A 23,906-nucleotide genomic window follows, 5' to 3' on the forward strand; every position below is an offset into this window, starting at 1 on the left:
CTGCCGCACCCGTCGCGGCAGCGCCCGTCGCCGAGCCGGTCGCCGCGCCCGTCGCGGCGGCGCCCGTCGCCCCGGTAGCCCCGGCCGCCCCGGTGGAGGAGCCGGCGCTCGCCGTGCCCGCCACCGCCGCGCCGGTCGACGAGGAAGACGTCTCCGACCTCAACCCGAGCAGCGGCGAGCCGGACGCAGACCTCATCGCGGCGCTCCAGCAGGTGCTGCTGACCGGCGCCTCCGACCTCCACATCTCCTCGAACGCGCAGCCGATGCTCCGCGTCGACGGCGGCCTCAGCCCGATCGCCGGCGCCGACGTCTGGGATCGCGGCATGGTGAAGAAGGCGCTCTACTCGCTCCTCTCGCCGAAGCTCATCGAGCGCTTCGAGGAGCACCTCGAGCTCGACTACGCGTACACGCTCAACGCCAACGCGCGCTTCCGCGTGAACTACTACCAGGACCGCGGCTCCATGGGCGCCGCCTTCCGCATCATCCCGACGCGCATCAAGACGCTGAAGGAGCTCGGCATCTCGCCCGAGGTCGGCTGGTTCTCCACGCTGCCCCGCGGCCTCGTCCTGGTCACCGGCCCGACCGGCTCCGGCAAGTCGACCACGCTGGCGGCGATGATCGACCTCGTCAACGAGACCCGACGCGACCACGTCGTCACGGTGGAGGACCCGATCGAGTTCCTCCACAACAACAAGAAGTCGCTGATCAACCAGCGCGAGGTCGGCCGCGACACGCACAGCTTCGGCAACGCGCTCAAGCACGTGCTGCGCCAGGACCCCGACGTGATCCTCATCGGCGAGCTCCGCGACCTCGAGACCATCTCGATCGCACTGACCGCCGCCGAGACCGGCCACCTCGTGTTCGCCACGCTGCACACGCAGTCCGCGCCGACCACGATCGACCGCGTCATCGACGTCTTCCCGCCGCACCAGCAGGACCAGGTGCGCACGCAGCTCTCGGCGACGCTCCAGGGCGTCGTCTGCCAGACGCTCGTGAAGAAGGCCGGCGGCCAGGGCCGGGCGGTCGCGACCGAGGTCATGTTCACCACGCCCGCCATCGCGAACCTCGTGCGCGAGGGCAAGACCTACCAGATCACCTCGATGCTCCAGTCCGGCAGCGCGCAGGGCATGCACACGATGGACCAGGCCCTCGCGGATCTCGTCAACGAGGGCGCGATCACCCGCGCCGTCGCGATGGAGAAGGCGCAGGACCCGGAGACGCTCGAGCGCCTCATCACCCGCGTCGACATGAACAGCACCGACGGTCCGTCGTTCTCGAGCTTCGACGCCGAGATGGACGCCCACATGGCCCAGCAGAACGGAGCGCAGTACTGATGGCTGCCGCAACCGCAACCGCCCGCTCGTTCGAGTACAAGGCGCGCAACGCCGACGGCAAGATCGTCAAGGGGCGCCTCGAGGGCTCCAGCGAGGGCGCCGCCGTCGAGAAGCTGCGCCTCATGGGGCTGTCGCCCGTCGAGGTGAAGGAGTCGCTCGGCGGCACCGGCCTCAACCGCGACATCTCGTTCGGCAGCTTCGGCAAGGGCGTCGACCTCAAGTCGCTCGCGATCTTCAGCCGCCAGATGGCGACGATGATCTCGTCCGGCCTCTCGATGCTGAAGACGCTGAGCATCCTCGGCGAGCAGACCGAGAACAAGAAGCTCGCCTCGATCCTGCAGCAGGTCACGCGCGAGGTGGAGTCCGGCTCCGCGCTGTCGGACGCGATGCTCAAGCACCCGACCGACTTCCCGCCGATCATGATCAACATGATCCGCGCCGGCGAGGCCGGCGGCTTCCTCGAGGGGGCGCTCGACTCGATCGCCACGAACTTCGAGAAGGAGTCGAAGCTCAAGGCGACGATCAAGTCGGCGCTGACCTACCCGGTGATGGTGCTGATCCTCGCGCTGCTCGCCGTCGTGATCATGCTCATCTTCATCGTCCCGATCTTCAAGAACATGTTCGAGGGGCTCGGCAAGGAGCTGCCGGCGCCGACGCAGCTGCTCGTGACCCTCTCCGAGAACATGGTCTGGGTCGTGCCGACCGCGGTGGTCCTGATCATCGCGTTCTCGATGTGGTGGCGCGTCAACAAGAACACCGAGGCGGTCCGCTCCAAGGTCGACCCGCTCAAGCTCCGGCTCCCGGTCTTCGGCAGCCTGTTCCAGAAGATCGCGGTGGCGCGCTTCGCCCGCAACCTGGCCAACATGATCGGCGCCGGTGTGCCGATCCTGCAGGCGCTCGTCATCGTCGGCGAGACGTCCGGCAACTGGGTCGTCGAGAAGGCCACCAAGGCCGTCGCCGAGTCGGTTCGCCAGGGCAAGTCGATCGCCGGTCCGCTGTCGGAGGAGAAGGTCTTCCCGCCGATGGTCACGCAGATGGTCGCGGTCGGCGAGGACTCGGGTGCGCTGGAGATCATGCTGACGAAGATCGGCGACTTCTACGACGACGAGGTCGAGGCCGGCACCAAGGCCCTCACGAGCCTCATCGAGCCGCTCATGATCGCCTTCCTGGGCGTCATCATCGGCGGCATGATCGTCGCGCTCTACATGCCGATCTTCAGCATCGCAGGTGCCGTCGGCGGCTGACCACCGCCCCGCGAGGGGCCCGGACTTCCTGGGGAGGAGTTCGCAATGCAGAGAATCATCAAGGCCCGGGTGGGGACCCGGGACGACGGCTTCACGCTCATCGAGCTGCTGGTGGTCGTCATCGTCATCGGCATCCTGGCCGCCATCGCGTTCCCGGTCTACTTCATGGGCCAGCAGGGCTCCAAGGAGGCCGGCGCGAGGACGGATCTCGAGCACGCGAAGACGGCGCTCATCAGCTACTGGACGACGAAGGGCACGAACGGCGCCACGCCGACGTTCGACGCCAATGCGACCACCGGCCTCGCCAAGTACGGCTACACGCTGACGCCGAGCACCACCACGTCGGTGGCCTTCATGGGCGGCACGCCGACCATGACCTCGTTCTGCATCCAGGCCACCGCCGTCACGACGAACTCGTTCCACATCACGCAGTCCGACGGCGTCGTCGCCGGCGGCTGCTGACCCCTCCAAGTGGGGTCAGCCGTACCACCGTTTCACCCCCGGACGCGGGATTCCGCGCCGGGAATGCACTGAATAACTTCATATCTGTCGGGTCGCACCGTTTGGGGGAACGGCTCGGACATCCATCACAACGAAGAAGAAATGGACCCATCATGACCCGCATCATGGAGGCGCTCGCCGCCCGCATGGACAAGATCCGCAAGGGCGACAAGGGCTTCACGCTCATCGAGCTGCTCGTCGTCGTCATCATCATCGGCATCCTCGCCGCCATCGCCATCCCGGTCTACGTGGGTGTGCAGAACAACGCCAAGGACTCGGGCGTCAAGTCCGACCTCGCCAGCCTGAAGACCGCGGTCGTCTCGCTGCAGACCTCGAACGGCTCGCTGCCGACCAAGTTCGCCGGCGCCACCACCCTGCCGACGACCCCGAAGTGGGCCGACGCGGGCGCGACCATGGGCACCGACACCGTGAAGCTCTCCTACGGCCCCGTCACCGCGAACGCGACCTCGGGCGCCTTCTGCATCATCGGCGAGTCCTCGACGAGCAACAAGTTCTACGCGACCGACACCCTCGGCGTCAGCTCCACGCCCTGCACCATCGGCTGATCTAGCCGCCTCTGAGCGGGGCGCCGGTTCCCACCGGCGCCCCGCTCTCCACGGATCCGGACCCGCAGTCCGGGAACACCAGGCAAGCAACCTTCGGGGGGAGGGGACCATGTCGATCCAGCAGCGAATCCGCACCGCGTTCCGCGGCATCCGGACCGGCGACGCCGGCCTGTCGATGGCGGAGATCATCGTCGCACTCATGGTCTTCTCGATCCTCGCCACGTGCGTGGCCTACAGCCTCACCTCCACGCTGGTGCAGACCCAGCACACCCGCGCTCGCGAGACGGCACTGTCCCTCGCCACGCAGGACCTCGACTCGCTCCGCATGCGCGCCCTCAACACGAAGGACGGCATCCTCCAGGTCACGTCGACGTCGACGCCGACCTACCAGAGCGTCGGCGGCACGACCTACGCCCTCGAGCGCGTGGTCAACTGGGCCGACACCAACGGCAAGCTCGGCGCCTGCGGCACCGGCACCGGCACGCTCGCCTACAAGAGCGTCGTCGACACCGTCTCCTGGCGGCTCAACTCGAACTCCGACCTGCAGAAGGTGACGATGGCCACGTCCATCGCGCCGATCAGCAACCTCAACACCGACACGACCGGCACGATCATCGTCTCGATCATCGGCGCCGACGGCTCGCCGCAGCAGGGCGTCACGATCACCATGAGCCCGGTCAGCGGCGGCGCCACCGCGCTGACCACCGCCCCGTCCGCGACCGACAGCGACGGCTGCTCCTTCGGCCTCAAAGCGACGCCGGGCACCTACAAGGTCACCGCGACCCGCGCCGGCGGCATCGACTTCAAGCAGGCCGACCCCTCGGTCAACGGCAACGTCGTCATCAAGGCGGGCCAGAACACGATGGTCAACTTCAGCTACGACACGGCGGCGACGTTCCCGCTCACCTATCCGGCCGCCGTCACGCCGGACATGGCCGTCAGCTTCGTCAACCCCACCTCGGGCGTGTCGACGTTCGCCGGTGCGCCGGCCGGCGTGAACGCCTACCCGTGGCAGGACGGCTACGGCATCGTCGGCGGCGCCTACGTGCCCGGCAGCGGCACGGCGAGCTGCCTCAGCCCGTACCCCGGCGCCTGGCAGACCCCCGACACGGACGGCGCCATCGGCGTCGCGCCGACGCCGGTCGCGGCGCAGGCCGGCACCACCGCGCCGTCGACCTCCGTGCCGATGGGCACCGTCACGATCACCGGGCTCAGCGGCGGTGGCGACTACGTCACCGCGGTGACGTCGACGGCGTCCGGCAAGGGCGACCCCGGATGCCAGGCGAAGCAGACGCTCGCCTTCCCGACGCCGTTCAAGACGACCGCGACCATCGCCCTGCCCTACGGCACCTGGAGCATCTACACGAGCAACAAGAAGGGCGAGCTGAAGAAGAACATCTTCGACCTGGCGAGCCTCGGCACGAACATCACCATCACCGGGCGCGGCCAGGTCAACCCCGGGCTGCTCTACCCGCTGTTCCCGAACACCGTCACCCTCGACCCGCGGACGGTGGTCTCGTGATCCGCCTCGCCCGCCGCGTGCGCCGCAGCGACGCCGGCCTCACGCTCGTCGAGGTCATGGTCGCGGCCGCCCTCGGACTGCTGATCCTCGCGATGCTCGGCGGGATGCTGATCTCGACGACCCGCGGCATGAACACGGCCGCGCTCGCCGATCGCAACACGCGCCCGGCGGCGAACATCATGGCGCAGTTCTCGCGGTACTTCCACGCGGCGACGCCGTACCCGATCTCGACGCAGACGAGCCCGCTGCCCGCCTTCGACACCGCGAAGCCGACCGAGGTCATCTTCTACGCCTACGTGAACCTCAAGGACACGACGGCGGCGCCGCAGAAGGTGCGCTTCTCGCTCGACGCGAACGGCAACCTCGTGCAGGAGGTCTGGGCGGCGAACGCCCCGGTCAACGGCTACTACACGTTCTCGACGGTCAGCACGAAGAACGTGCTCGGCGGCCCCATCGCCTCGCCCACGAGCGACGGCCCGCCGCTGTTCACGTTCCTCAACTCCGGCGGTGACGCCGTGACCGACCCGGCCGCGTTCTCGTCGGTGTCGGTGAACCTGGAGCTCGGCTCCAAGACGGCCGGCGCGTCCGGCAACTCGCACCTGAGCTCGGTGATCGCCCTGCTCAATGTCGGCCAGGCTGGAGCGTACGACGGCTCATGATCACGACCATCCTGCGCCGCATCCGGCGCGACGACCGAGGCGTGGCGCTCGCCGCCGTCATCCTCATGGGCATGGTGCTCACCGTCATGATCGCGACGGGGCTCTCGCTGAGCACCTCCGGCGCGGTGAAGTCCGGCACCGACCGCGACGGCGCGAACGCGTCCGCCGCCGCCTACGCCGGCCTCGCCGATTACCAGAGCCGCATCACCACCGACAACCAGTACTGGAACTACGGGGTCACGACTGCGTTCACCGGCACGAGCGTCTTCTCCGGCACCAAGAGCAACCCGGCCTTCGGCATCACCAAGGGCGGCACCTGGGCCGAGGTGCCGAACAGCGACGGCTCCGAGTTCTTCCGCTACGAGGTCGACAACTCGAACTTCGCCGCGACGGGCACGCTCAAGGTGCGCGTGACCGGCAAGATGAACAACCAGGTCAAGTCGCTCGTCGCCTCGCTGCGCGGCACCGGCTTCATCGACTACCTCTACTTCACGGACTACGAGTCGTCGAATCCGGCCATCACCGGCGAGACCATGGCGAGCAACAGCTCGAAGCTCTGCGTCTCGCAGCACGTCACCGACAGCGACTACGACGCGAACAAGGCCTGCAAGCAGGTGCAGTTCATCGAGAAGGACATCCTGCGCGGACCGGTCCGCACGAACGACTCCTTCTACATCTGCGGTGCGACCTTCCAGCGCCAGGTGCAGTCCACCGCCGCCAACGGCGTGTACAAGAAGCCGAGCACGACCTGCAAGAACGCGAACTTCCAGCAGGCCTCGTCGTCGAACCCGCAGCCGGAGAACGTGCAGACGTTCACGCTGCCCCAGACGAACTCGAAGATGATCCAGGAGACGCGCTACGACGTCGCCGGCACGACCCCGGGCTGCCTCTACACCGGCCCGACGCAGATCCTGTTCACCCAGGAGAGCGGCGTCGGCTACATGACGGTCTGGTCGCCGTGGACGAAGGCGACCCAGGTCGCGATCGCCGCCGACGGCAAGATGACCGGCAAGGACGCGTCGGCCCAGTGCGGCGCCCTGTCCGCGCTCAAGAGCACCACCGGCGCGAAGGTCAAGGTGCCCGCGAACAACCTCGTCTACGTGCAGTCCGTGCCCTCGAGCCTGCTCAACACGAACACCGACCCGAACTGGTGGGCGCCGACCGACCAGCCGACCTCCCCGTCGTCCGCGACGTTCTGCACGAAGACGACCATCGTCAGCGGCAAGACCGTCACCACCTACGGCAACGGACTGACGAACAAGAACGGCATGACGTACCCGGCGACCAACGAGAACACCGGCAGCGACGGCGCCGCCTCGTACTACGGCTGCCGCAACGGCGACGCCTTCGTGCAGGGCACGTTCGACGGCGCGCTGACGGTGGGGGCCCAGAACTTCCTCTACGTGACCGGCGACCTCCTCTACGCGGACGCGACCAGCGACATCCTCGGCCTCGTCGGCCAGACCGCCGTGCAGGTGTGGAACCCGATCAGCTGCTCCTCGGTGCTCAGCGACGGCAGCTGCTCGACGAGCAACGGCAAGAGCACGCTCCTCGCCCGTTCCGGGCTGGCCAACGTGACCATCCAGGCCGCGATCGCCTCCAACGGCGGCACGTTCCAGGTGCAGAACTACGGCTACGGCGCGCAGCTCGGCACCCTCACGGTGAAGGGCTCCATCGCCCAGGAGTGGCGCGGCGCGGTCGGCGTCTCGTACGGCGGCTCGTACCAGACGGGCTTCACGAAGGACTACGGCTACGACGACCGCCTCAAGGCGACCGCCCCGCCGAAGTACCTGCAGCCGGTCCAGACGACCTACGGCATCAACATCCAGGTCGAGGTCGCCGCCGCATTCAAGGCAGACGGGACCCCGGTCTGATGAGCGCCCTGACCTCCATCGCGCTCGGTGTCGCCGTCCTCGGCGGTGCGTTCGGCCTCGCGATCGGCTCGTTCCTCAACGTGGTCGTCTACCGCGTGCCGGCCGGCCTCTCGGTCGTGCGGCCCGCGAGCGCGTGCCCGAAGTGCCACACCGAGATCCGCGGCTACGACAACATCCCGGTGCTCTCGTGGCTGCTGCTGCGCGGACGCTGCCGCGACTGCGCCGAGCCGATCTCGTGGCGCTACCCGGCCGTCGAGCTGCTCACCGCCGTGCTGTTCGTCGGCACCGCCCTCGCCTTCGCGCCGCGCATCTCGGCCGCGACCGGCGGCGCGGCGACGGCCGGCGCCGTCGTCACGCTCGTGGCGTTCCTCTACCTCGCGGCGATCACCGTCGCGCTCGCCCTCATCGACCTCGACGTGCACCGGCTGCCGGATGCGATCGTGCTGCCCGCGTACGCGGTCGCGGCCGTGCTGCTCACCGCCGCCTCCGCGCTGTCGGGGGACTGGGGCGCGCTGCTGCGCGCCGGCATCGGCGCCGTGGCGATGTTCGTCTTCTACTTCATCCTCGCCATCGCCAAGTCCGGCGGCATGGGCGAGGGCGACATCAAGCTCGCCGGCGTGCTGGGGATGTTCCTCGGCTGGCTCGGCTGGCCGCAGCTGCTCGTCGGCGCCTTCGCCGCGTTCCTGCTGGGCGGACTCGTCTCGCTGGCGCTGATCCTCGCGAAGCGGGTCGGCCGTAAGGGCGGCATCCCGTTCGGGCCGTGGATGCTCGCGGGCGCCTGGGTATCGATCTTCGCCGGAGGGCCACTGGCCGCCGGCTATCTCAGACTCGTCGGCCTCGGCTGACGCAGCGAAAACAAGGGGGGAAGCATATGTCGTCCAGTGTCGTCGGTCTCGACATCGGGAACGGCGTGATCCGCGCTGCGGAAGTGATGGACACCGGAAAGGGTCGTCCGACACTCCTGCGGTATCACGCCATGAACGTGGCCACCACGGCCGCGCAGCGGGGTGAGGTGCTCGAGCAGGGCACCTTCGCATCCACGCTGAAGCAGCTGTGGTCCGCCGCGGGGTTCAAGTCCAAGAAGGTGGTGCTCGGCATGGGCAACCACCGCGTCCTGGTCCGCGACGTGACGGTGCCGAAGGCCCCGCTCGCGCAGATCAAGGAGTCGCTGCCGTTCCAGGTGCAGGAGCTCCTGCCCGTGCCGGTCGCCGACGCCCTGCTCGACTTCTACCCGGTCTCGGGCGGACGCGTGGAGAACGGCGAGGTCGTCAACGGCCTGCTGATCGCCGCGGTCAAGGAGCCGGTGCTCAACAACGTGCTGGCCGTGCAGGAGGCGGGACTCGACCCGGTCGAGGTCGACCTGGTCCCCTTCGCCATCGTGCGCGCGCTGCTCGGACCGCAGGAGGCCCGCGGCACCGCCGCGATCGTCCACGTCGGCGCGACCATGACCACGGTCATCGTGGCGCAGGACGGCGTGCCGCAGTTCGTGCGCATCGTGCAGCAGGGCAGCGAGGACGTCACGTCCGCGCTCGTGCAGAAGCTCGGCATCGAGCGCCACCAGGCCGACCAGGTCAAGCGCGGCTTCGGCCTCGCCACCGCCCAGGTCACGCCGGAGTGGCGACCGGCCGTCGAGACGATCGCGGCGGTCACGTCCGACCTGCTCGACAGCGTGCGCAACACCCTGAGCTTCTACGTGAACACCCGCCAGGGCGCCCGCATCGAGCGGCTGCTGCTCTCCGGCGGCGGCGCGCAGCTGCCCGGCCTCCCGCAGGCCATGGCGGAGGCGACCCGCATCCCCGTCGGCGTGCCGGATGTCACCACGCGGCTCACCGTCGCCAAGACCGTCGACCAGGCGCAGCTCAAGGCGGAGGCCGGCGGCCTCCCGGTGGCGGCCGGACTCGCGATCGGGGCGCGCGCATGAGCATCCTGACCCGCCCGCTGGGCAAGCAGAAGGAGAAGGCGCCGAAGAAGGAGGCGGCACCCGCCGCCCCCTCGACCGAGGTCGCCACGACCCGCGGCCACGCCGCGGGCTCGATCTCGCCGATCGCGCCGCGGGCGAACCTGCTCCCGCCGGAGCTCGCGATCGGGCAGAAGCAGAAGAGCGTCCGTCGCGGCCTGCGGCTGATCATCGTCGCCGTCGCGATCATCGCCATCGGCGGGGTGGGCGGCAGCGTCTACCTCTCGATGGCCGCCCAGGCCTCGCTGCTCACCTCGCAGCAGGAGACGGCGAACGAGCAGGCACGCCTCGGCAAGCTCCAGGACATCAAGAACACGAAGACCTGGATCGCCCAGGCCGAGGCCGCGCAGAAGGTGGGCGGCTCGACCGACATCGACTGGGCCGCGTTCTTCGCCGACCTGAAGGCGCACCTGCCGGCGGGCGTGACGCTCACCGGCGTCACCGTCGACTCCGCGGACGCGCTCACGCCGTACCCACAGTCGATCATCCCGCTGGAGGGCGAGCGCATCGGCACCGTGTCGATCACCGCCACGACCAGCACGCTGCCCGAGCTGCCGACCTGGATCACCGGGCTCTCGCAGGTGAAGGGCTTCGCGGACGCGTCGCCGCAGGGCGTCACGCTCTCGGACGGCCTGTACACGGCGTCGCTCACGATGCACATCGACGAGAAGGCGTACTCGCACCGGTTCGCGCCGGAGAAGGAGGGGGACAAGTGAAGATCGACAACCGCATCTGGGTGATCATCACCATCGTCGTCTGCGGCGCGCTGCTCGCGGGCGGATGGTTCCTCGGCGCCGCACCGGCGCTCGCCGCGGCCTCGGCCGCCGACGAGCAGCGGGCCACCGTCGACGCGCAGAACTCGGCGATCGCCGCCGAGGTCGCGCAGCTCGAGAAGGACAAGGCCTCGGAGTCCGACCTCAACGCGCAGCTCGCGGAGCTGAAGAAGTCGGTGCCCCCGGGCGTCGACGGCGACGGGTTCCTGCGCGAGCTCGAGACGGCGGTCTCGGCCAACGGCGTCGAGCTGCAGTCCTGGTCGCTCGGCGACCCGATGCCCTACGTCGCGCCGGTCGACCCGGCCGCTGCCGCAGCCGCTGCGGCCGCCGCCGACCCGAAGGCGAGCGCGTCGGCGTCCCCGTCGGCCTCCGCCTCGGCCGCTCCGGCAGCGACGACGACGGAGACGAATGTCATCACGCCGCTGACCGATCCGCTCGTCAGCTCGTCCAACCTCATCACCATCCCGGTGATCATCACGGTCACGGGCGGCAGCGACCAGACGTCGGCGTTCCTGTCGGCGATCCAGAAGGGCAGCCGGCTCATCCTCGTCGACAACGTCGTGAAGACGGCGGGCGAGGACGGCGTCTACACCCTGACGGCGACGGGCACGCTCTACGTGCTCCGCGACCCGTCGTCCGCCGGTTCCACAGCCGCCTCGGGGAGCACCTCCTCGAACGGCTGACACAGATGTGCGGGGCACTCCCTCCGCCCTTGCACACGAGCGCCCGGCCTGCCCTCCGCAGGCCGGGCGCTCGCGCTTCTCCCCGGAGCAGATGATCGGCCTCCGCCCTGAGCGGACAGCGCCCCGACCGGCCCGCGCCGCCTTGCGAGCGCCAGGTCATCCGGGGTAATCTGGGGCACGTGTGTGCGCGCTTCGTCGTGCGCACGGGACGCAGGTCCTCTCCGAGGACCCACCCCCACGGCATATCCGCTCGATCCGCGCTTCGCGGAGCACGGCGGATCTCGATGGCCGAGACCATTCCATCAATCGCTGTCACCGTGCAGCACAAGGAGAATCAGTAGTGCCCACCATTCAGCAGCTGGTGCGCAAGGGCCGCACGCCGAAGGTCGTCAAGACCAAGGCGCCCGCGCTCAAGGCGAACCCCCAGCAGCGCGGCGTCTGCACCCGCGTATACACCACCACCCCGAAGAAGCCGAACTCCGCGCTGCGGAAGGTCGCTCGCGTGAAGCTGAGCAACGGCGTCGAGGTGACCGCCTACATCCCCGGCGAGGGCCACAACCTGCAGGAGCACTCGATGGTGCTCGTGCGCGGCGGCCGTGTGAAGGACCTGCCCGGCGTCCGCTACAAGATCGTCCGCGGCGCCCTGGACACCCAGGCCGTGAAGAACCGCAAGCAGGCTCGCAGCCGCTACGGCGCGAAGAAGGGCTGAGGAAGATGCCTCGCAAGGGACCCGCTCCGAAGCGCCCCGTCGTCGCCGACCCGGTGTACGGCGCGCAGATCGTGAGCCAGCTCGTCAACAAGATCCTGCTCGACGGCAAGAAGGACCTCGCCCAGCGCATCGTGTACGGCGCGCTCGACGGCGTCGGCACGAAGTCGGGCCAGGACGCCGTCCAGGTGCTCAAGAAGGCGCTCGACAACGTGCGCCCCACCCTCGAGGTCAAGAGCCGCCGCGTCGGCGGCTCGACCTACCAGGTGCCGGTCGAGGTCAAGCCGCACCGCGCGAACACCCTCGCGCTGCGCTGGCTCACCTCGTACGCCAAGTCGCGTCGCGAGAAGACCATGACCGAGCGCCTCCAGAACGAGATCCTGGACGCCTCGAACGGCCTCGGCGCCGCGGTCAAGCGCCGCGAGGACACGCACAAGATGGCCGAGTCGAACAAGGCCTTCGCGCACTACCGCTGGTAGCAGCTCCGCGCTGAGCGGGGCCGCGACCCGGCCCCGCTCATCGCATCCGCATTTCTCCCGAAAGGAACCCCCGTGGCACAGGACGTGCTCACCGACCTCTCGAAGGTCCGCAACTTCGGCATCATGGCCCACATCGATGCCGGCAAGACCACCACGACCGAGCGGATCCTGTTCTACACGGGCATCAACCACAAGATCGGCGAGGTGCACGACGGCGCCGCGACGATGGACTGGATGGCGCAGGAGCAGGAGCGCGGCATCACGATCACGTCCGCCGCGACGACCTGCTTCTGGGAGGGCACCCAGCTCAACATCATCGACACGCCCGGACACGTGGACTTCACCGTCGAGGTGGAGCGCAACCTCCGCGTGCTCGACGGCGCGGTCGCCGTGTTCGACGGCAAGGAGGGCGTGGAGCCCCAGTCGGAGACCGTCTGGCGTCAGGCCGACAAGTACGACGTGCCGCGCATCTGCTTCGTCAACAAGATGGACAAGCTCGGCGCCGACTTCTACTTCACCGTCGACACGATCATCAAGCGCCTCGGCGCGAAGCCGCTCGTGATGCAGCTGCCGATCGGGTCGGAGTCCTCGTTCGAGGGCGTCGTCGACCTGGTCTACATGCGCGCGCTCACGTGGCGCGGCGACGCCAAGGGCGACGTGGAGATGGGCGCGAAGTACGCCATCGAGGAGATCCCGGCCGACCTGGTCGAGAAGGCCAACGAGTACCGGCAGATCCTGCTCGAGACCGTCGCCGAGACCGACGACGCGCTGCTCGAGAAGTTCTTCGGCGGCGAGGAGCTCACGGTCGACGAGATCAAGGGCGCCGTGCGCAAGATGGTCATCGCGAGCGAGATCTACCCCGTGTTCTGCGGCTCCGCGTTCAAGAACCGCGGCGTCCAGCCGATGCTCGACGCGGTCGTCGACTACCTGCCGTCGCCGCTCGACGTGCCGGCCGTCGAGGGCCACGACGTCAAGGACGAGGAGAAGGTCATCGAGCGTCACGCCGACGCCGACGAGCCCTTCTCCGCCCTCGCGTTCAAGATCATGACGCACCCGTTCTTCGGCCGTCTGACCTACATCCGCGTCTACTCGGGCCGTCTCGACTCGGGCGCCGGCATCGTCAACTCGACGAAGGGCAAGAAGGAGCGCATCGGGAAGATCTTCCAGATGCACGCCAACAAGGAGAACCCGGTCGACAGCGTCACCGCCGGTCACATCTACGCGGTCATCGGCCTCAAGGACACGACCACCGGCGACACCCTGTCCGACCCGAGCGCGCAGGTCGTGCTCGAGTCGATGACCTTCCCCGCGCCCGTCATCGAGGTGGCCATCGAGCCGAAGACGAAGGGCGACCAGGAGAAGCTGGGCACCGCGATCCAGAAGCTGGCCGAAGAGGACCCGACGTTCCGCACCGAGCAGAACCAGGAGACCGGCCAGACCATCATCAAGGGCATGGGCGAGCTCCACCTCGACATCCTGGTCGACCGCATGAAGCGGGAGTTCCACGTCGAGGCGAACGTCGGCAAGCCGCAGGTGGCGTACCGCGAGACGATCCGCAAGACCGTCGTGAAGTACGACTACACGCACAAGAAGCAGACGGGCGGCTCCGGCCAGTTCGCGAAGGTCCAGATCACCATCGAGCCCCTCGAGGTGACCCCCGAGACCTCGTACGAGTTCGTGAACGCCGTCACCGGCGGTCGCGTGCCCCGCGAGTACATCGGCTCGGTCGACAGCGGCATCCAGGACGCCATGCAGGTCGGCGTGCTCGCCGGCTACCCGACGGTCGGCGTCAAGGCGTCGCTCGTCGACGGTGCGGCGCACGACGTCGACTCGTCCGAGATGGCGTTCAAGATCGCCGGCTCGATGGCGTACAAGGAGGCCGCTCGTCGTGCCGACCCGGTGCTGCTCGAGCCGCTGATGGCCGTCGAGGTGCGCACGCCCGAGGAGTACATGGGCGACGTCATCGGCGACCTGAACTCGCGTCGTGGCCAGATCCAGTCGATGGAGGACGCCACCGGCGTCAAGGTCGTCACGGCGAAGGTCCCGCTCTCGGAGATGTTCGGCTACGTCGGCGACCTGCGGTCGAAGACCTCGGGCCGTGCCGTCTACTCGATGACGTTCGACAGCTACTCGGAGGTCCCGAAGGCCGTCGCCGAGGAGATCGTCCAGAAGTCCAAGGGGGAGTGAGCTCCCCGCTCACGAAGCCCTGACGGGAGGGGCGGCGACGCCCCTCCCGGATCCACGTAAGATACTCAACGCAGAAAACCGTCCTAGGGAGGACCACAGTGGCTAAGGCCAAGTTCGAGCGGACCAAGCCGCACGTCAACATCGGAACGATCGGTCACGTCGACCACGGCAAGACCACGCTCACCGCGGCGATCTCCAAGGTGCTCGCCGACAAGTACCCGTCGGACGTGAACAAGCCCCGCGACTTCGCGTCGATCGACTCCGCTCCCGAGGAGCGCCAGCGCGGCATCACGATCAACATCTCGCACGTCGAGTACGAGACGCCGAAGCGCCACTACGCGCACGTCGACGCCCCGGGTCACGCCGACTACATCAAGAACATGATCACCGGTGCCGCCCAGATGGACGGCGCGATCCTCGTGGTCGCGGCGACCGACGGTCCGATGGCCCAGACCCGCGAGCACGTGCTGCTCGCGAAGCAGGTCGGCGTGCCGTACCTGCTCGTCGCCCTGAACAAGGCCGACATGGTCGACGACGAGGAGATCCTGGAGCTCGTCGAGCTCGAGGTCCGCGAGCTGCTCTCGAGCCAGGACTTCGACGGCGACAACGCGCCCGTCGTGCGCGTCTCCGGCCTCAAGGCGCTCGAGGGCGACGAGAAGTGGTCGCAGTCCGTCCTGGACCTCATGGAGGCCGTGGACGAGAACATCCCCGACCCGGTGCGCGACAAGGACAAGCCGTTCCTCATGCCGATCGAGGACGTCTTCACGATCACCGGTCGTGGAACCGTCGTCACCGGCCGTGCGGAGCGCGGCACCCTCGCCATCAACTCCGAGGTCGAGATCGTCGGCATCCGCGCGACGCAGAAGACCACCGTCACCGGCATCGAGATGTTCCACAAGCAGCTCGACGAGGCGTGGGCGGGCGAGAACTGCGGTCTGCTCCTCCGCGGCACCAAGCGCGAGGACGTCGAGCGCGGCCAGGTCGTCGTCAAGCCGGGTTCGGTCACGCCGCACACCGACTTCGAGGGCACCGCGTACATCCTGTCGAAGGACGAGGGCGGGCGTCACAACCCGTTCTACGCGAACTACCGTCCGCAGTTCTACTTCCGCACCACCGACGTCACCGGCGTCATCACGCTGCCCGAGGGCACCGAGATGGTCATGCCCGGCGACACCACCGACATGACCGTCGCGCTGATCCAGCCGATCGCCATGGAGGAGGGCCTCGGCTTCGCCATCCGCGAGGGTGGCCGCACCGTGGGCGCCGGCAAGGTCACGAAGATCGTCAAGTAGTCCTTCCGGACTGCTGACCAGGAGGGGTCGGACCGCGAGGTCCGGCCCCTTCGTCGTCCCCGCCCCGTCGGATGGCTGAGCCTGTCGAAGCCGGCCCCTCTCGTGGCTGAGCCTGTGGAAGCCGGCCCCTCTCGGATGGCTGAGCCTGTCGAAGCCCGCTGGGGGCTGACTGCGGGGATCCCGCGCCCCGGGACGCCGCCATTAGCGTGACCGCATGGCCCGCCTCCGCCGCTCGGACTCCTCCGGCCCCGGTCTGCATCGCGTGCGCTCCGGCCGCGGTTTCAGCTACCGCACCGCCGACGGCGAAACGGTGCAGGACGCCGAGCTGCGCGCCCGCATCGAGCACCTCGCCATCCCTCCGGCGTGGACCGAGGTGTGGATCAGCCCGTACGGGAACGGCCACATCCAGGCGACCGGGATCGACGGTGCCGGGCGGCGGCAGTACATCTACCACCCGACCTGGCGCGAGCAGAAGGACCGCATCAAGCACGACCGCGCGCTCGCTCTCGCCGAGACCCTGCCGGCGGCGCGCCGGGCCGTCACGATCGACCTCCGCCGCGACGGGATGCCGCGGGAGCGCGCCCTCGCCGCGGCCTTCCGGATGCTCGACACCGGCAGCCTGCGGGTCGGTTCGGAGCGCTACGCGGCCGAGCACGGCAGCTTCGGGCTGTCGACGCTGCTCGGCGCCCACGCCTCCGTCACGGGCGGTGACACCGTCGAGCTGCGGTTCCCGGCCAAGAGCGGCCAGGAATGGGAGTCCGACATCCGCGATCCGGACCTGGCGGCCGCGGTGGCCGCGCTGAAGCGGCGCGGCGGCCGCGCCCGTCTGCTGGCGTGGAAGGACGAGCGCGGCTGGCATCCGCTCGCCGCCGCGGAGATCAACGCCGACGTGCGGGAGCGCACCGGCGGGGAGTTCTCGGCGAAGGACTTCCGCACGCTCCACGGCTCGGTCGCCGCCGCGGTCAGCCTCGCGCGGCACGGGACGGAGCCGACGCCGACGCGACGCAAGCGCGCCGTGGCGCAGGCCATGCGCGACGCCTCCGACGTGCTCGGCAACACGCCGGCGATCGCGAGATCGAGCTACGTCGACCCCCGCATCATCGATCTGTACGACGCCGGCACCACCATCGACGCCGCTCGGCTCGCGTCGGCCGAGTCGGAGCTCCGCGCGCTGCTCTTCGACTGATCGCATCCCGCGCGCGGCGCCTCCTTCGCCCGTGGTTCCAACGATGCAACCGGTTGCATAGTTACCGATCCGTGACCGCGGTCGGTTGCGCGACCTGCCGCGCTGTTCCAGAGTTGACCAGACGCGATCCCGACGCGCGGACCTGGTCCGTGCCGGCGGTTGGAGCGAACTCGATGAGGAGGACACCATGCGCAACTCGACCCGACGCGGCCGACTGCTGGTCCCGCTGGCGCTCGCCGGCGTGGCGGCGATCGTGCTGGCCGGATGTGCCGAGACCGGATCCGGCGGAGGCGGCGGTACCAACGAGACCGTCCAGATCTCCGGCGGCATCACCGGAACCGAGGCCGACGCCCTGAACAAGACCTTCGACAAGTTCACGAAGGACACCGGCATCAAGGTCAAGTACACCGGCGACAAGAGCTTCGAGGGCAACATCGTCACGAAGGTGACCGGCGGCTCCGCCCCGGACATCGCCATCGTGCCGCAGCCCGGACTGCTGAAGAGCCTGATCGGCACCGGCGAGGTGAAGACGGCGACCGCGACGGTCGACAAGAACGTCGACAAGTACTGGGGCGCCGACTGGAAGAAGTACGGCACCGACGGCGGCAAGTTCTACGCCGCTCCGATGCTCGCCAACCTCAAGGGCTACGTCTGGTACTCGCCGGCGCAGTTCAAGGAGTGGGGCGTCGAGGTGCCGCAGACCTGGGACGACCTGATCGCGCTCACCAAGACGATCCGCGAGAAGACGGGCGCCGCGCCCTGGTGCGCCGGCTTCGCCTCCGACGCGGCCTCCGGCTGGCCGGGCACCGACTGGGTCGAGGACCTCGTCCTCCGTCAGTCCGGCACCGACGTCTACGACAACTGGGTCGCCGGCAAGGTGAAGTTCACCGACCCGGAGATCAAGAAGGCCTTCGACTCGGTCGGCGAGATCCTGCTGAACCCGGACTACGTGAACGCCGGCTTCGGCGACGTCAAGAGCATCAACTCGACCGCCTTCGCCGACGTGGCGAACAAGGTGGCCGACGGCAGCTGCCCGATGACGCACCAGGCCTCGTTCCTCTCGGCGAACTTCCTCACCGCGAAGACCAAGTCCGGTGAGACGCCGAAGATCGGCGCCGACGGCGACGTCAACGCGTTCGTGCTGCCGGGCGACAAGGCCGGTCAGCTCTCGGTCGAGGCCGGCGGCGAGTTCGTCACCCGCTTCTCCGACACCGACGCGGTGAAGAAGGTCGTGGAGTACATGTCGACCCCGGAGTGGGCCGACGCCCGCGTGAAGCTGGGCGGCGTGGTCTCGGCCAACAAGGGCGCCGACCCGACGCTCGCCTCGAGCGAGTTCCTGCAGGAGACGATGAAGACGCTGCAGAGCGACGACACCACCGTCCGCTTCGACGCGTCCGACCTGATGCCGGCCACGGTCGGATCGGGCTCCTTCTGGAAGGGCATGGTCAACTGGATCGACGGCGAGCCCACCGACAAGGTGCTCAGCGACATCCAGGCGGGCTACGAGAACTAGCACGGCATGACAGCGGCCGGGGAGGGATGCCGAACCCTCCCCGGCCGCTTCACCACCTCCCCCTGAAAACCGGCATCCCCGATCGAACCCGCGCAACGGCGCGCGAGGAAGGCAGATCCCCATGGCCGTCGTCAGTCCCGGCGTCACCCGTCGCCGCAGGATCCCGCGCACCGCGACGGGAGTGATCGTCGCGATCGCCGCCGTCGCGATCGTCATCCTCTTCGTCGTGATGATCAGCAGGGGCCCTGCCGAGAGCGTCGTCCCGACCTCGCTGGGCTTCTCGCTCAACAGCTTCTTCGTCTGGCTCGGCGGCCTCCAGCCGCTCGTGCAGATCCCGATCGTCGTCGTCGCGTTCGCGGCGGTCGTCGCGCTGATCCTCGTGCTCATCGAGTTCGCGCCGCGACCCGGCACCCGCTACACGGTGCTCCGCATCGCGGCCTGCTTCGTCATCCCGTTCCTCGCCTTCATGGTGCTGCGGCCGTACCAGAACTCGGTGATCTACGTCGTCGGCATCGCGCTGCTCGCCGGCGCGCTGCTGTTCTTCGCCGACTACCGGGCGCGCGAGGGCTCGGGCTACCTGTTCCAGCTCGTGATCTTCCTGGCGCCGGCCGTGCTGCTGCTGCTGCTCGGCCTGGTCTACCCGGCGCTCTCGACGATCTACCAGTCCTTCTTCGACAAGACCGGCAAGTCGTTCGTCGGCCTCGAGAACTACGCCTGGACCTTCACGAACCCTGACGGCTTCTGGTCGGTCATCAACACCCTGATCTGGGCGCTCATCGCGCCGATCGTGTCGACCGTGATCGGGCTGATCTATGCGGTCTTCATCGACAAGGCCCGCGGCGAGAAGTTCCTCAAGGTGCTCGTGTTCATGCCGGTCGCGATCTCGTTCGTCGGCGCGGGCATCATCTGGAAGTTCGTGTACGACTACCGCGAGGGCCAGCAGATCGGCCTGCTCAACGCGGTCGTCACGGCGTTCGGCGGCCAGCCGGTCTCGTGGCTCGCCGCGCAGCCGCTGATCAACACGTTCTGCCTGCTCGCGGTGTTCGTCTGGACCCAGACCGGCTTCGCGATGGTCATCCTGTCCGCGGCCATCAAGGGCGTGCCGACCGAGCAGATCGAGGCCGCGCGCCTCGACGGCGCGAACGCGTGGGAGATCTTCCGCAACGTGACCGTGCCGGGCATCCGCTCGTCGGTGGTCGTGGTGCTCACGACGATCACCATCGCCTCGCTGAAGGTCTACGACATCGTCGCCGTCATGACGGGCGGCCGCTCGAACTCGACCGTGCTGGGCTTCGAGATGGTCAACCAGCAGCAGCGGTTCCAGAGCTACGGGCACTCGTCGGCGCTGGCCGTCGTGCTGTTCCTGTTCGTGCTGCCGCTGATCATCTACAACGTCCGGCAGATGCGCATGCAGAAGGAGATCCGCTGATGACCGCCATCGACCAGCCCGGCATCCGCGCCGTCGTCGCGCCCTCCGAGCGCGAGCTGAAGCGCCAGGAGCGCGACGCGCAGAAGAAGCTCACCTCGCGCGGGGCGACCATCGCCGCGATCGCGATCGCGGTGCTCTGGACCATCCCCACCTTCGGCCTGTTCGTCACGTCGTTCCGCCCCGGCGCCGACTCGGCGACGAGCGGATGGTGGACCGTCTTCACGAACCCGTCGTTCACCCTGCAGAACTACTCCGACGCGCTCACCTCGGGCGGCACCGCCCTGACGCTCGGGCAGTCGTTCATCAACTCGCTGGCGATCGCGATCCCGGCGACGCTGATCCCGATCGCCATCGCGGCGCTCGCGGCCTACGCGTTCGCCTGGATCCCGTTCCCGGGTCGCAACATCGTGTTCGTCGCGGTGTTCGCGCTGCAGATCGTGCCCATCCAGATGGCGCTCGTGCCGCTGCTGAGCCTGTTCTCCCGTGGTCTCACGATCAACGGCACGCAGGTCTTCCCGGGCTTCGTGCTCCGCGACGTCGACCACAGCTTCGCGACCGTGTGGATCGCCCACGCGATCTTCGCGATGCCGCTGGCGATCTTCCTGCTGCACAACTTCATCTCGGAGATCCCGCACGACATCATCGAGGCCGCGCGGGTGGACGGCGCCGGCCACGGGCAGATCTTCTTCCGGATGATCATCCCGCTCGCGATGCCGGCGATCGCGTCGTTCGCGATCTTCCAGTTCCTCTGGGTGTGGAACGACCTGCTGGTGGCGACGATCTTCGCGCCGTCGTCATCGCTGCCGCTCACCCAGACGCTGAACTCGCTCTCCGGCTCGTGGGGCGACCGCTGGTTCCTGCAGTCCGCCGGCGCGTTCATCTCGATCATCGTGCCGCTGGTCGTGTTCTTCTCGCTCCAGCGCTTCTTCGTCCGCGGCCTGCTCGCGGGCGCGACGAAGGGCTGAGGCCGGACGGCGCTCACCGTCCCGCTAGCGTGGGACGGTGAGCGCCGCCATCCACCCGCGGCTCTCGGTCGCGGGCCTGCTGCTGCTCACCGTCTCGACGGGCGCGGTGGACGCCGCGAGCTACCTCGGGCTCGATCGCGTGTTCACCGGCAACATGACCGGCAACGTGCTCTTCATCGGCTTCGCCGTCGTCGGGGTCGGCGGCATCCCGCTGCTCAACAACGTGGTGGCGCTCCTCGCCTTCGCCGCCGGCTCGGTGCTGGGCGGCCGCCTGGTCGCCCGCGGTCACCGCGACCGGAGCCTCCCGCGACGGAGCGCGATCGTGCTCGGCGCCGGCACGGCGGTGCTGCTCGGGCTCGCCGTGCTCTGGCTGATCTCGGGGCGGCTCGCGACGCCGGTGCAGCTCGTCGTCACGGCGCTGCTCGCCATCGTGATGGGCTGCCAGGTCGCTGCCGTGAAGCCGGTGGGCAACAGCGACGTCACGACCATCGTCGTGACGAACACGATCGCGAACCTCGCGCGCGAGAGCCGGGCGGGCGGCGGCGCGGGGGAGCGCTGGATCCCGAGGCTGCTGGCGGTCGTCGCCATGGCCGCCGGCGCCGCGGCGGGCGCGCTCGCGGTGGCCGTCGCGGGCGGCTGGCTGGCGCTGCTCGCCGCCGCCGTCGCCTCCGGCGCCGGGCTCCTCGTGCTCGGAGCGGCGGAGCGGCGCGCCCGCTGACCCCTCCGCGACACGCCCGGGTTGCAGGAGGCGCGATGTCATGGCAGAATCAACGGGTTCAACATTCTGCGCGTTCGCGCGCGGATCACTGCCGTGATACGTGAACAGCCCCCGGGCAGGCTTCGGTCCCCGGGACGGATGGGCCACCGGCAGCAGAGCAAGGCTTCGCAAGAGACCTTCGCCTCCATCGCAGGAGACCCGTGTGCCGCGCACTGCTCGTCAGGGTGCGGCGCGAGCACGGGTCGAGCGCGTGCAGCGCGGGTTTGACAGAAGAACAGTGGTGCGCCAGCAGAAGTGCTGCGCGCGTGCGGGAGTCCGCTCCCGCACGAGCAGATAGAGAGAGTTGAGTATGGCCGGACAGAAGATCCGCATCCGACTGAAGTCGTACGACCACGCAGGTCTCGACGCGTCGGCTCGCAAGATCGTCGACACCGTCACCCGTGCCGGAGCCACCGTTGTGGGTCCCGTGCCGCTGCCGACGGAGAAGAACATCGTCGTGGTGATCCGTTCGCCTCACAAGTACAAGGACTCGCGAGAGCACTTCGAGAAGCGCACCCACAAGCGCCTCATCGACATCATCGATCCGACGCCGAAGGCTGTCGACTCGCTCATGCGCCTCGACCTGCCCGCCGACGTCAACATCGAGATCAAGCTCTGAGCTTGCCAACCACTCACGCGAGAGATCAAAGGTAGATAAATGTCTGCTCTCACGACGACCAAGGGTCTGCTGGGCACGAAGCTCGGCATGACCCAGGTGTGGGACGAGAACAACAAGCTCATCCCCGTCACCGTTGTCCAGATCACCCCGAACGTGGTGACCCAGATCCGCTCGGAGGAGATCGACGGCTACACGGCCGTGCAGATCGCCTACGGCCAGATCGACCCCCGCAAGGCGAACAAGCCCGCCACCGGCCACTTCGAGAAGGCCGGCGTCACGCCGCGCCGTCACCTCACCGAGGTGCGCACCGCCGACGCCGCCGAGTACGCACTCGGCCAGGAGCTCGCGGTCGACGTCTTCGAGGCCGGCCAGCTCGTCGACGTCGTCGGCACCAGCAAGGGCAAGGGCTTCGCGGGCGTCATGAAGCGCCACAACTTCAAGGGCGTGTCCGCTTCGCACGGTTCGCACCGCAACCACCGCAAGCCGGGCTCGATCGGCGCCTCCTCCACCCCCAGCCGCGTCTTCAAGGGCATGCGCATGGCGGGCCGGATGGGCGGCGAGCGCGTCACCGTGCAGGGCCTCAAGGTCCACTCGGTCGACCTCGAGAAGGGCCTGCTGCTCGTCAAGGGCGCCGTCCCCGGCGCCCGCGGCCGCATCGTCTTCGTCCGCAACGCCGTGAAGGGAGCCTGACCATGGCTGACCTGACCATCGACGTCGTCGACGCCAAGGGCAAGAAGTCCGGCTCGGTCGAGCTGCCCGGCGCGATCTTCGACGTGCAGACCAATGTGCCGCTGATCCACCAGGTGGTGACCGCGCAGCTCGCGGCCGCCCGCCAGGGCACGCACAAGACCAAGAACCGCGGCGAGGTGTCCGGTGCCGGTCGCAAGCCGTTCAAGCAGAAGGGAACCGGTCGCAGCCGTCAGGGCTCGATCCGCGCCCCTGAGCACACCGGCGGCGGCGTCGTGCACGGCCCGGTGCCGCGCGACTACTCGCAGCGCACCCCCAAGAAGATGATCGCCGCAGCGCTGCTCGGCGTCCTCTCCGACCGCGCCCGCGGTGAGCGGCTCCACGTCGTCTCCGACTTCGGCGTCGACGCGCCCTCGACGAAGGACGCCGTCGCGGCCCTCGCCGGCCTCGGTGCGGCGCGCAACGTGCTCGTCGTGCTCGAGCGCGGCGACGAGACCGGCCTGAAGAGCGTGCGCAACGTGCCGTCGGTGCACGTGCTGTTCGCCGACCAGCTCAACGCCTACGACGTCGTCGTCAGCGACGACATCGTCTTCACGAAGGCCGCCTTCGAGGGCTTCGTGTCCGGCAAGTCCGGCGCCACCAAGAACGAGTCCGAGGAGGCCGGCGAGTGAGCGGCTACAACAAGGACCCGCGCGACGTCATCCTCGCGCCGGTCGTGAGCGAGAAGAGCTACGGCCTGATCGACGAGGGCAAGTACACCTTCCTCGTCGACCCCCGCTCGAACAAGACCGAGATCAAGCTGGCGATCGAGAAGATCTTCAACGTCAAGGTCGCCTCCGTGAACACGCTGAACCGCGAGGGCAAGACCCGTCGCACCAAGTTCGGCGCCGGCAAGCGCAAGGACACCAAGCGCGCCATCGTCACGCTCAAGTCCGGTTCGATCGACATCTTCACGGCTGTCGGCTAGGACCAC

Annotated in this window: 24 protein-coding genes; all 24 read left to right on the forward strand. The window is 68.7% G+C overall.

Translation table 11 applies throughout. The annotated features are described in order from the left end of the window. Positions 1 to 1,334 (forward strand): type IV pilus twitching motility protein PilT (locus AC1RSJ_RS02955; protein ID WP_493116844.1); only part of this gene is annotated, 1,334 nt, incomplete at its 5' end. Then, positions 1,334 to 2,578, forward strand: a complete 1,245-nt coding sequence (locus AC1RSJ_RS02960) for a type II secretion system F family protein (RefSeq protein ID WP_493116845.1) — start codon at positions 1,334 to 1,336, stop codon at positions 2,576 to 2,578. The genes AC1RSJ_RS02955 and AC1RSJ_RS02960, both read left to right, overlap by 1 nt. Positions 2,579 to 2,623: 45 nt before the next feature. Next, the gene (locus AC1RSJ_RS02965; RefSeq protein ID WP_493116846.1) at positions 2,624 to 3,040 is read left to right on the forward strand and encodes a type IV pilin protein; all 417 of its coding nucleotides are present in this window, start codon (positions 2,624 to 2,626) and stop codon (positions 3,038 to 3,040) included. Positions 3,041 to 3,192: 152 nt separating this feature from the next. Then, positions 3,193 to 3,645, forward strand: a complete 453-nt coding sequence (locus AC1RSJ_RS02970; protein ID WP_493116847.1) for a type II secretion system protein — start codon at positions 3,193 to 3,195, stop codon at positions 3,643 to 3,645. Between the two features lie 109 nt (positions 3,646 to 3,754). Next, positions 3,755 to 5,167 carry a hypothetical protein gene (locus tag AC1RSJ_RS02975; protein WP_493116848.1) on the forward strand — a complete coding sequence of 471 codons (1,413 nt, stop codon included), beginning with the start codon at positions 3,755 to 3,757 and terminating at the stop codon, positions 5,165 to 5,167. Further along, positions 5,164 to 5,826 (forward strand): prepilin-type N-terminal cleavage/methylation domain-containing protein, encoded by a 663-nt coding sequence (locus AC1RSJ_RS02980; RefSeq protein ID WP_493116849.1) that lies wholly within the window; start codon positions 5,164 to 5,166, stop codon positions 5,824 to 5,826. Before AC1RSJ_RS02975 ends, AC1RSJ_RS02980 begins: the two co-directional genes overlap by 4 nt. Continuing rightward, positions 5,823 to 7,700, forward strand: coding sequence for a hypothetical protein (locus AC1RSJ_RS02985; RefSeq protein ID WP_493116850.1), 1,878 nt, complete (start codon positions 5,823 to 5,825; stop codon positions 7,698 to 7,700). The genes AC1RSJ_RS02980 and AC1RSJ_RS02985 overlap by 4 nt, the downstream gene beginning before the upstream one ends. Further along, entirely contained in the window at positions 7,700 to 8,545 is an 846-nt protein-coding gene (locus AC1RSJ_RS02990; protein ID WP_493116851.1) for a prepilin peptidase, read from the forward strand. Before AC1RSJ_RS02985 ends, AC1RSJ_RS02990 begins: the two co-directional genes overlap by 1 nt. A 26-nt stretch (positions 8,546 to 8,571) precedes the next feature. After that, on the forward strand, positions 8,572 to 9,621 hold the full coding sequence (pilM, locus tag AC1RSJ_RS02995) for a type IV pilus assembly protein PilM (protein ID WP_493116852.1): 1,050 nt from the start codon (positions 8,572 to 8,574) through the stop codon (positions 9,619 to 9,621). Then, positions 9,618 to 10,373 carry a hypothetical protein gene (locus tag AC1RSJ_RS03000; protein ID WP_493116853.1) on the forward strand — a complete coding sequence of 252 codons (756 nt, stop codon included), beginning with the start codon at positions 9,618 to 9,620 and terminating at the stop codon, positions 10,371 to 10,373. Before pilM ends, AC1RSJ_RS03000 begins: the two co-directional genes overlap by 4 nt. Next, on the forward strand, positions 10,370 to 11,113 hold the full coding sequence (locus AC1RSJ_RS03005; RefSeq protein ID WP_493116854.1) for a hypothetical protein: 744 nt from the start codon (positions 10,370 to 10,372) through the stop codon (positions 11,111 to 11,113). The genes AC1RSJ_RS03000 and AC1RSJ_RS03005 overlap by 4 nt, the downstream gene beginning before the upstream one ends. Positions 11,114 to 11,453: 340 nt before the next feature. Then, positions 11,454 to 11,822: a 30S ribosomal protein S12 gene (gene rpsL, locus AC1RSJ_RS03010; protein ID WP_493116855.1), complete on the forward strand. Its 369-nt coding sequence runs from the start codon at positions 11,454 to 11,456 to the stop codon at positions 11,820 to 11,822. Between the two features lie 5 nt (positions 11,823 to 11,827). Beyond that, entirely contained in the window at positions 11,828 to 12,298 is a 471-nt protein-coding gene (gene rpsG, locus AC1RSJ_RS03015; RefSeq protein ID WP_493116856.1) for a 30S ribosomal protein S7, read from the forward strand. A 72-nt stretch (positions 12,299 to 12,370) separates the two neighbouring features. Beyond that, the gene (gene fusA / locus AC1RSJ_RS03020) at positions 12,371 to 14,485 is read left to right on the forward strand and encodes an elongation factor G (protein WP_493116857.1); all 2,115 of its coding nucleotides are present in this window, start codon (positions 12,371 to 12,373) and stop codon (positions 14,483 to 14,485) included. A 98-nt stretch (positions 14,486 to 14,583) separates the two neighbouring features. Further along, positions 14,584 to 15,777, forward strand: a complete 1,194-nt coding sequence (tuf, locus tag AC1RSJ_RS03025) for an elongation factor Tu (RefSeq protein ID WP_493116858.1) — start codon at positions 14,584 to 14,586, stop codon at positions 15,775 to 15,777. Between the two features lie 214 nt (positions 15,778 to 15,991). After that, a complete protein-coding gene (locus tag AC1RSJ_RS03030; RefSeq protein WP_493116859.1) occupies positions 15,992 to 16,963 on the forward strand; it encodes a DNA topoisomerase IB in 972 nt (323 codons plus the stop codon). Between the two features lie 187 nt (positions 16,964 to 17,150). Continuing rightward, complete coding sequence (locus AC1RSJ_RS03035) at positions 17,151 to 18,476, forward strand: ABC transporter substrate-binding protein (RefSeq protein WP_493116860.1); 1,326 nt, start codon at positions 17,151 to 17,153, stop codon at positions 18,474 to 18,476. Positions 18,477 to 18,597: 121 nt separating this feature from the next. Then, complete coding sequence (locus tag AC1RSJ_RS03040) at positions 18,598 to 19,905, forward strand: carbohydrate ABC transporter permease (RefSeq protein ID WP_493116861.1); 1,308 nt, start codon at positions 18,598 to 18,600, stop codon at positions 19,903 to 19,905. Next, the gene (locus AC1RSJ_RS03045; protein ID WP_493116862.1) at positions 19,905 to 20,870 is read left to right on the forward strand and encodes a carbohydrate ABC transporter permease; all 966 of its coding nucleotides are present in this window, start codon (positions 19,905 to 19,907) and stop codon (positions 20,868 to 20,870) included. The genes AC1RSJ_RS03040 and AC1RSJ_RS03045 overlap by 1 nt, the downstream gene beginning before the upstream one ends. A gap of 37 nt (positions 20,871 to 20,907) precedes the next feature. Then, positions 20,908 to 21,588, forward strand: a complete 681-nt coding sequence (locus AC1RSJ_RS03050) for a YoaK family protein (RefSeq protein ID WP_493116863.1) — start codon at positions 20,908 to 20,910, stop codon at positions 21,586 to 21,588. A 349-nt stretch (positions 21,589 to 21,937) separates the two neighbouring features. Then, positions 21,938 to 22,246, forward strand: coding sequence for a 30S ribosomal protein S10 (rpsJ, locus tag AC1RSJ_RS03055; RefSeq protein ID WP_493116864.1), 309 nt, complete (start codon positions 21,938 to 21,940; stop codon positions 22,244 to 22,246). Positions 22,247 to 22,285: 39 nt separating this feature from the next. Next, positions 22,286 to 22,936, forward strand: coding sequence for a 50S ribosomal protein L3 (gene rplC / locus AC1RSJ_RS03060; RefSeq protein WP_493116865.1), 651 nt, complete (start codon positions 22,286 to 22,288; stop codon positions 22,934 to 22,936). A gap of 2 nt (positions 22,937 to 22,938) precedes the next feature. Then, a complete protein-coding gene (gene rplD / locus AC1RSJ_RS03065) occupies positions 22,939 to 23,604 on the forward strand; it encodes a 50S ribosomal protein L4 (RefSeq protein WP_493116867.1) in 666 nt (221 codons plus the stop codon). Next, positions 23,601 to 23,900: a 50S ribosomal protein L23 gene (gene rplW, locus AC1RSJ_RS03070; RefSeq protein WP_493116868.1), complete on the forward strand. Its 300-nt coding sequence runs from the start codon at positions 23,601 to 23,603 to the stop codon at positions 23,898 to 23,900. Before rplD ends, rplW begins: the two co-directional genes overlap by 4 nt. Positions 23,901 to 23,906: the final 6 nt, after the last annotated feature.

Source organism: Schumannella sp. GW821-FHT10F01 (assembly GCF_058809295.1).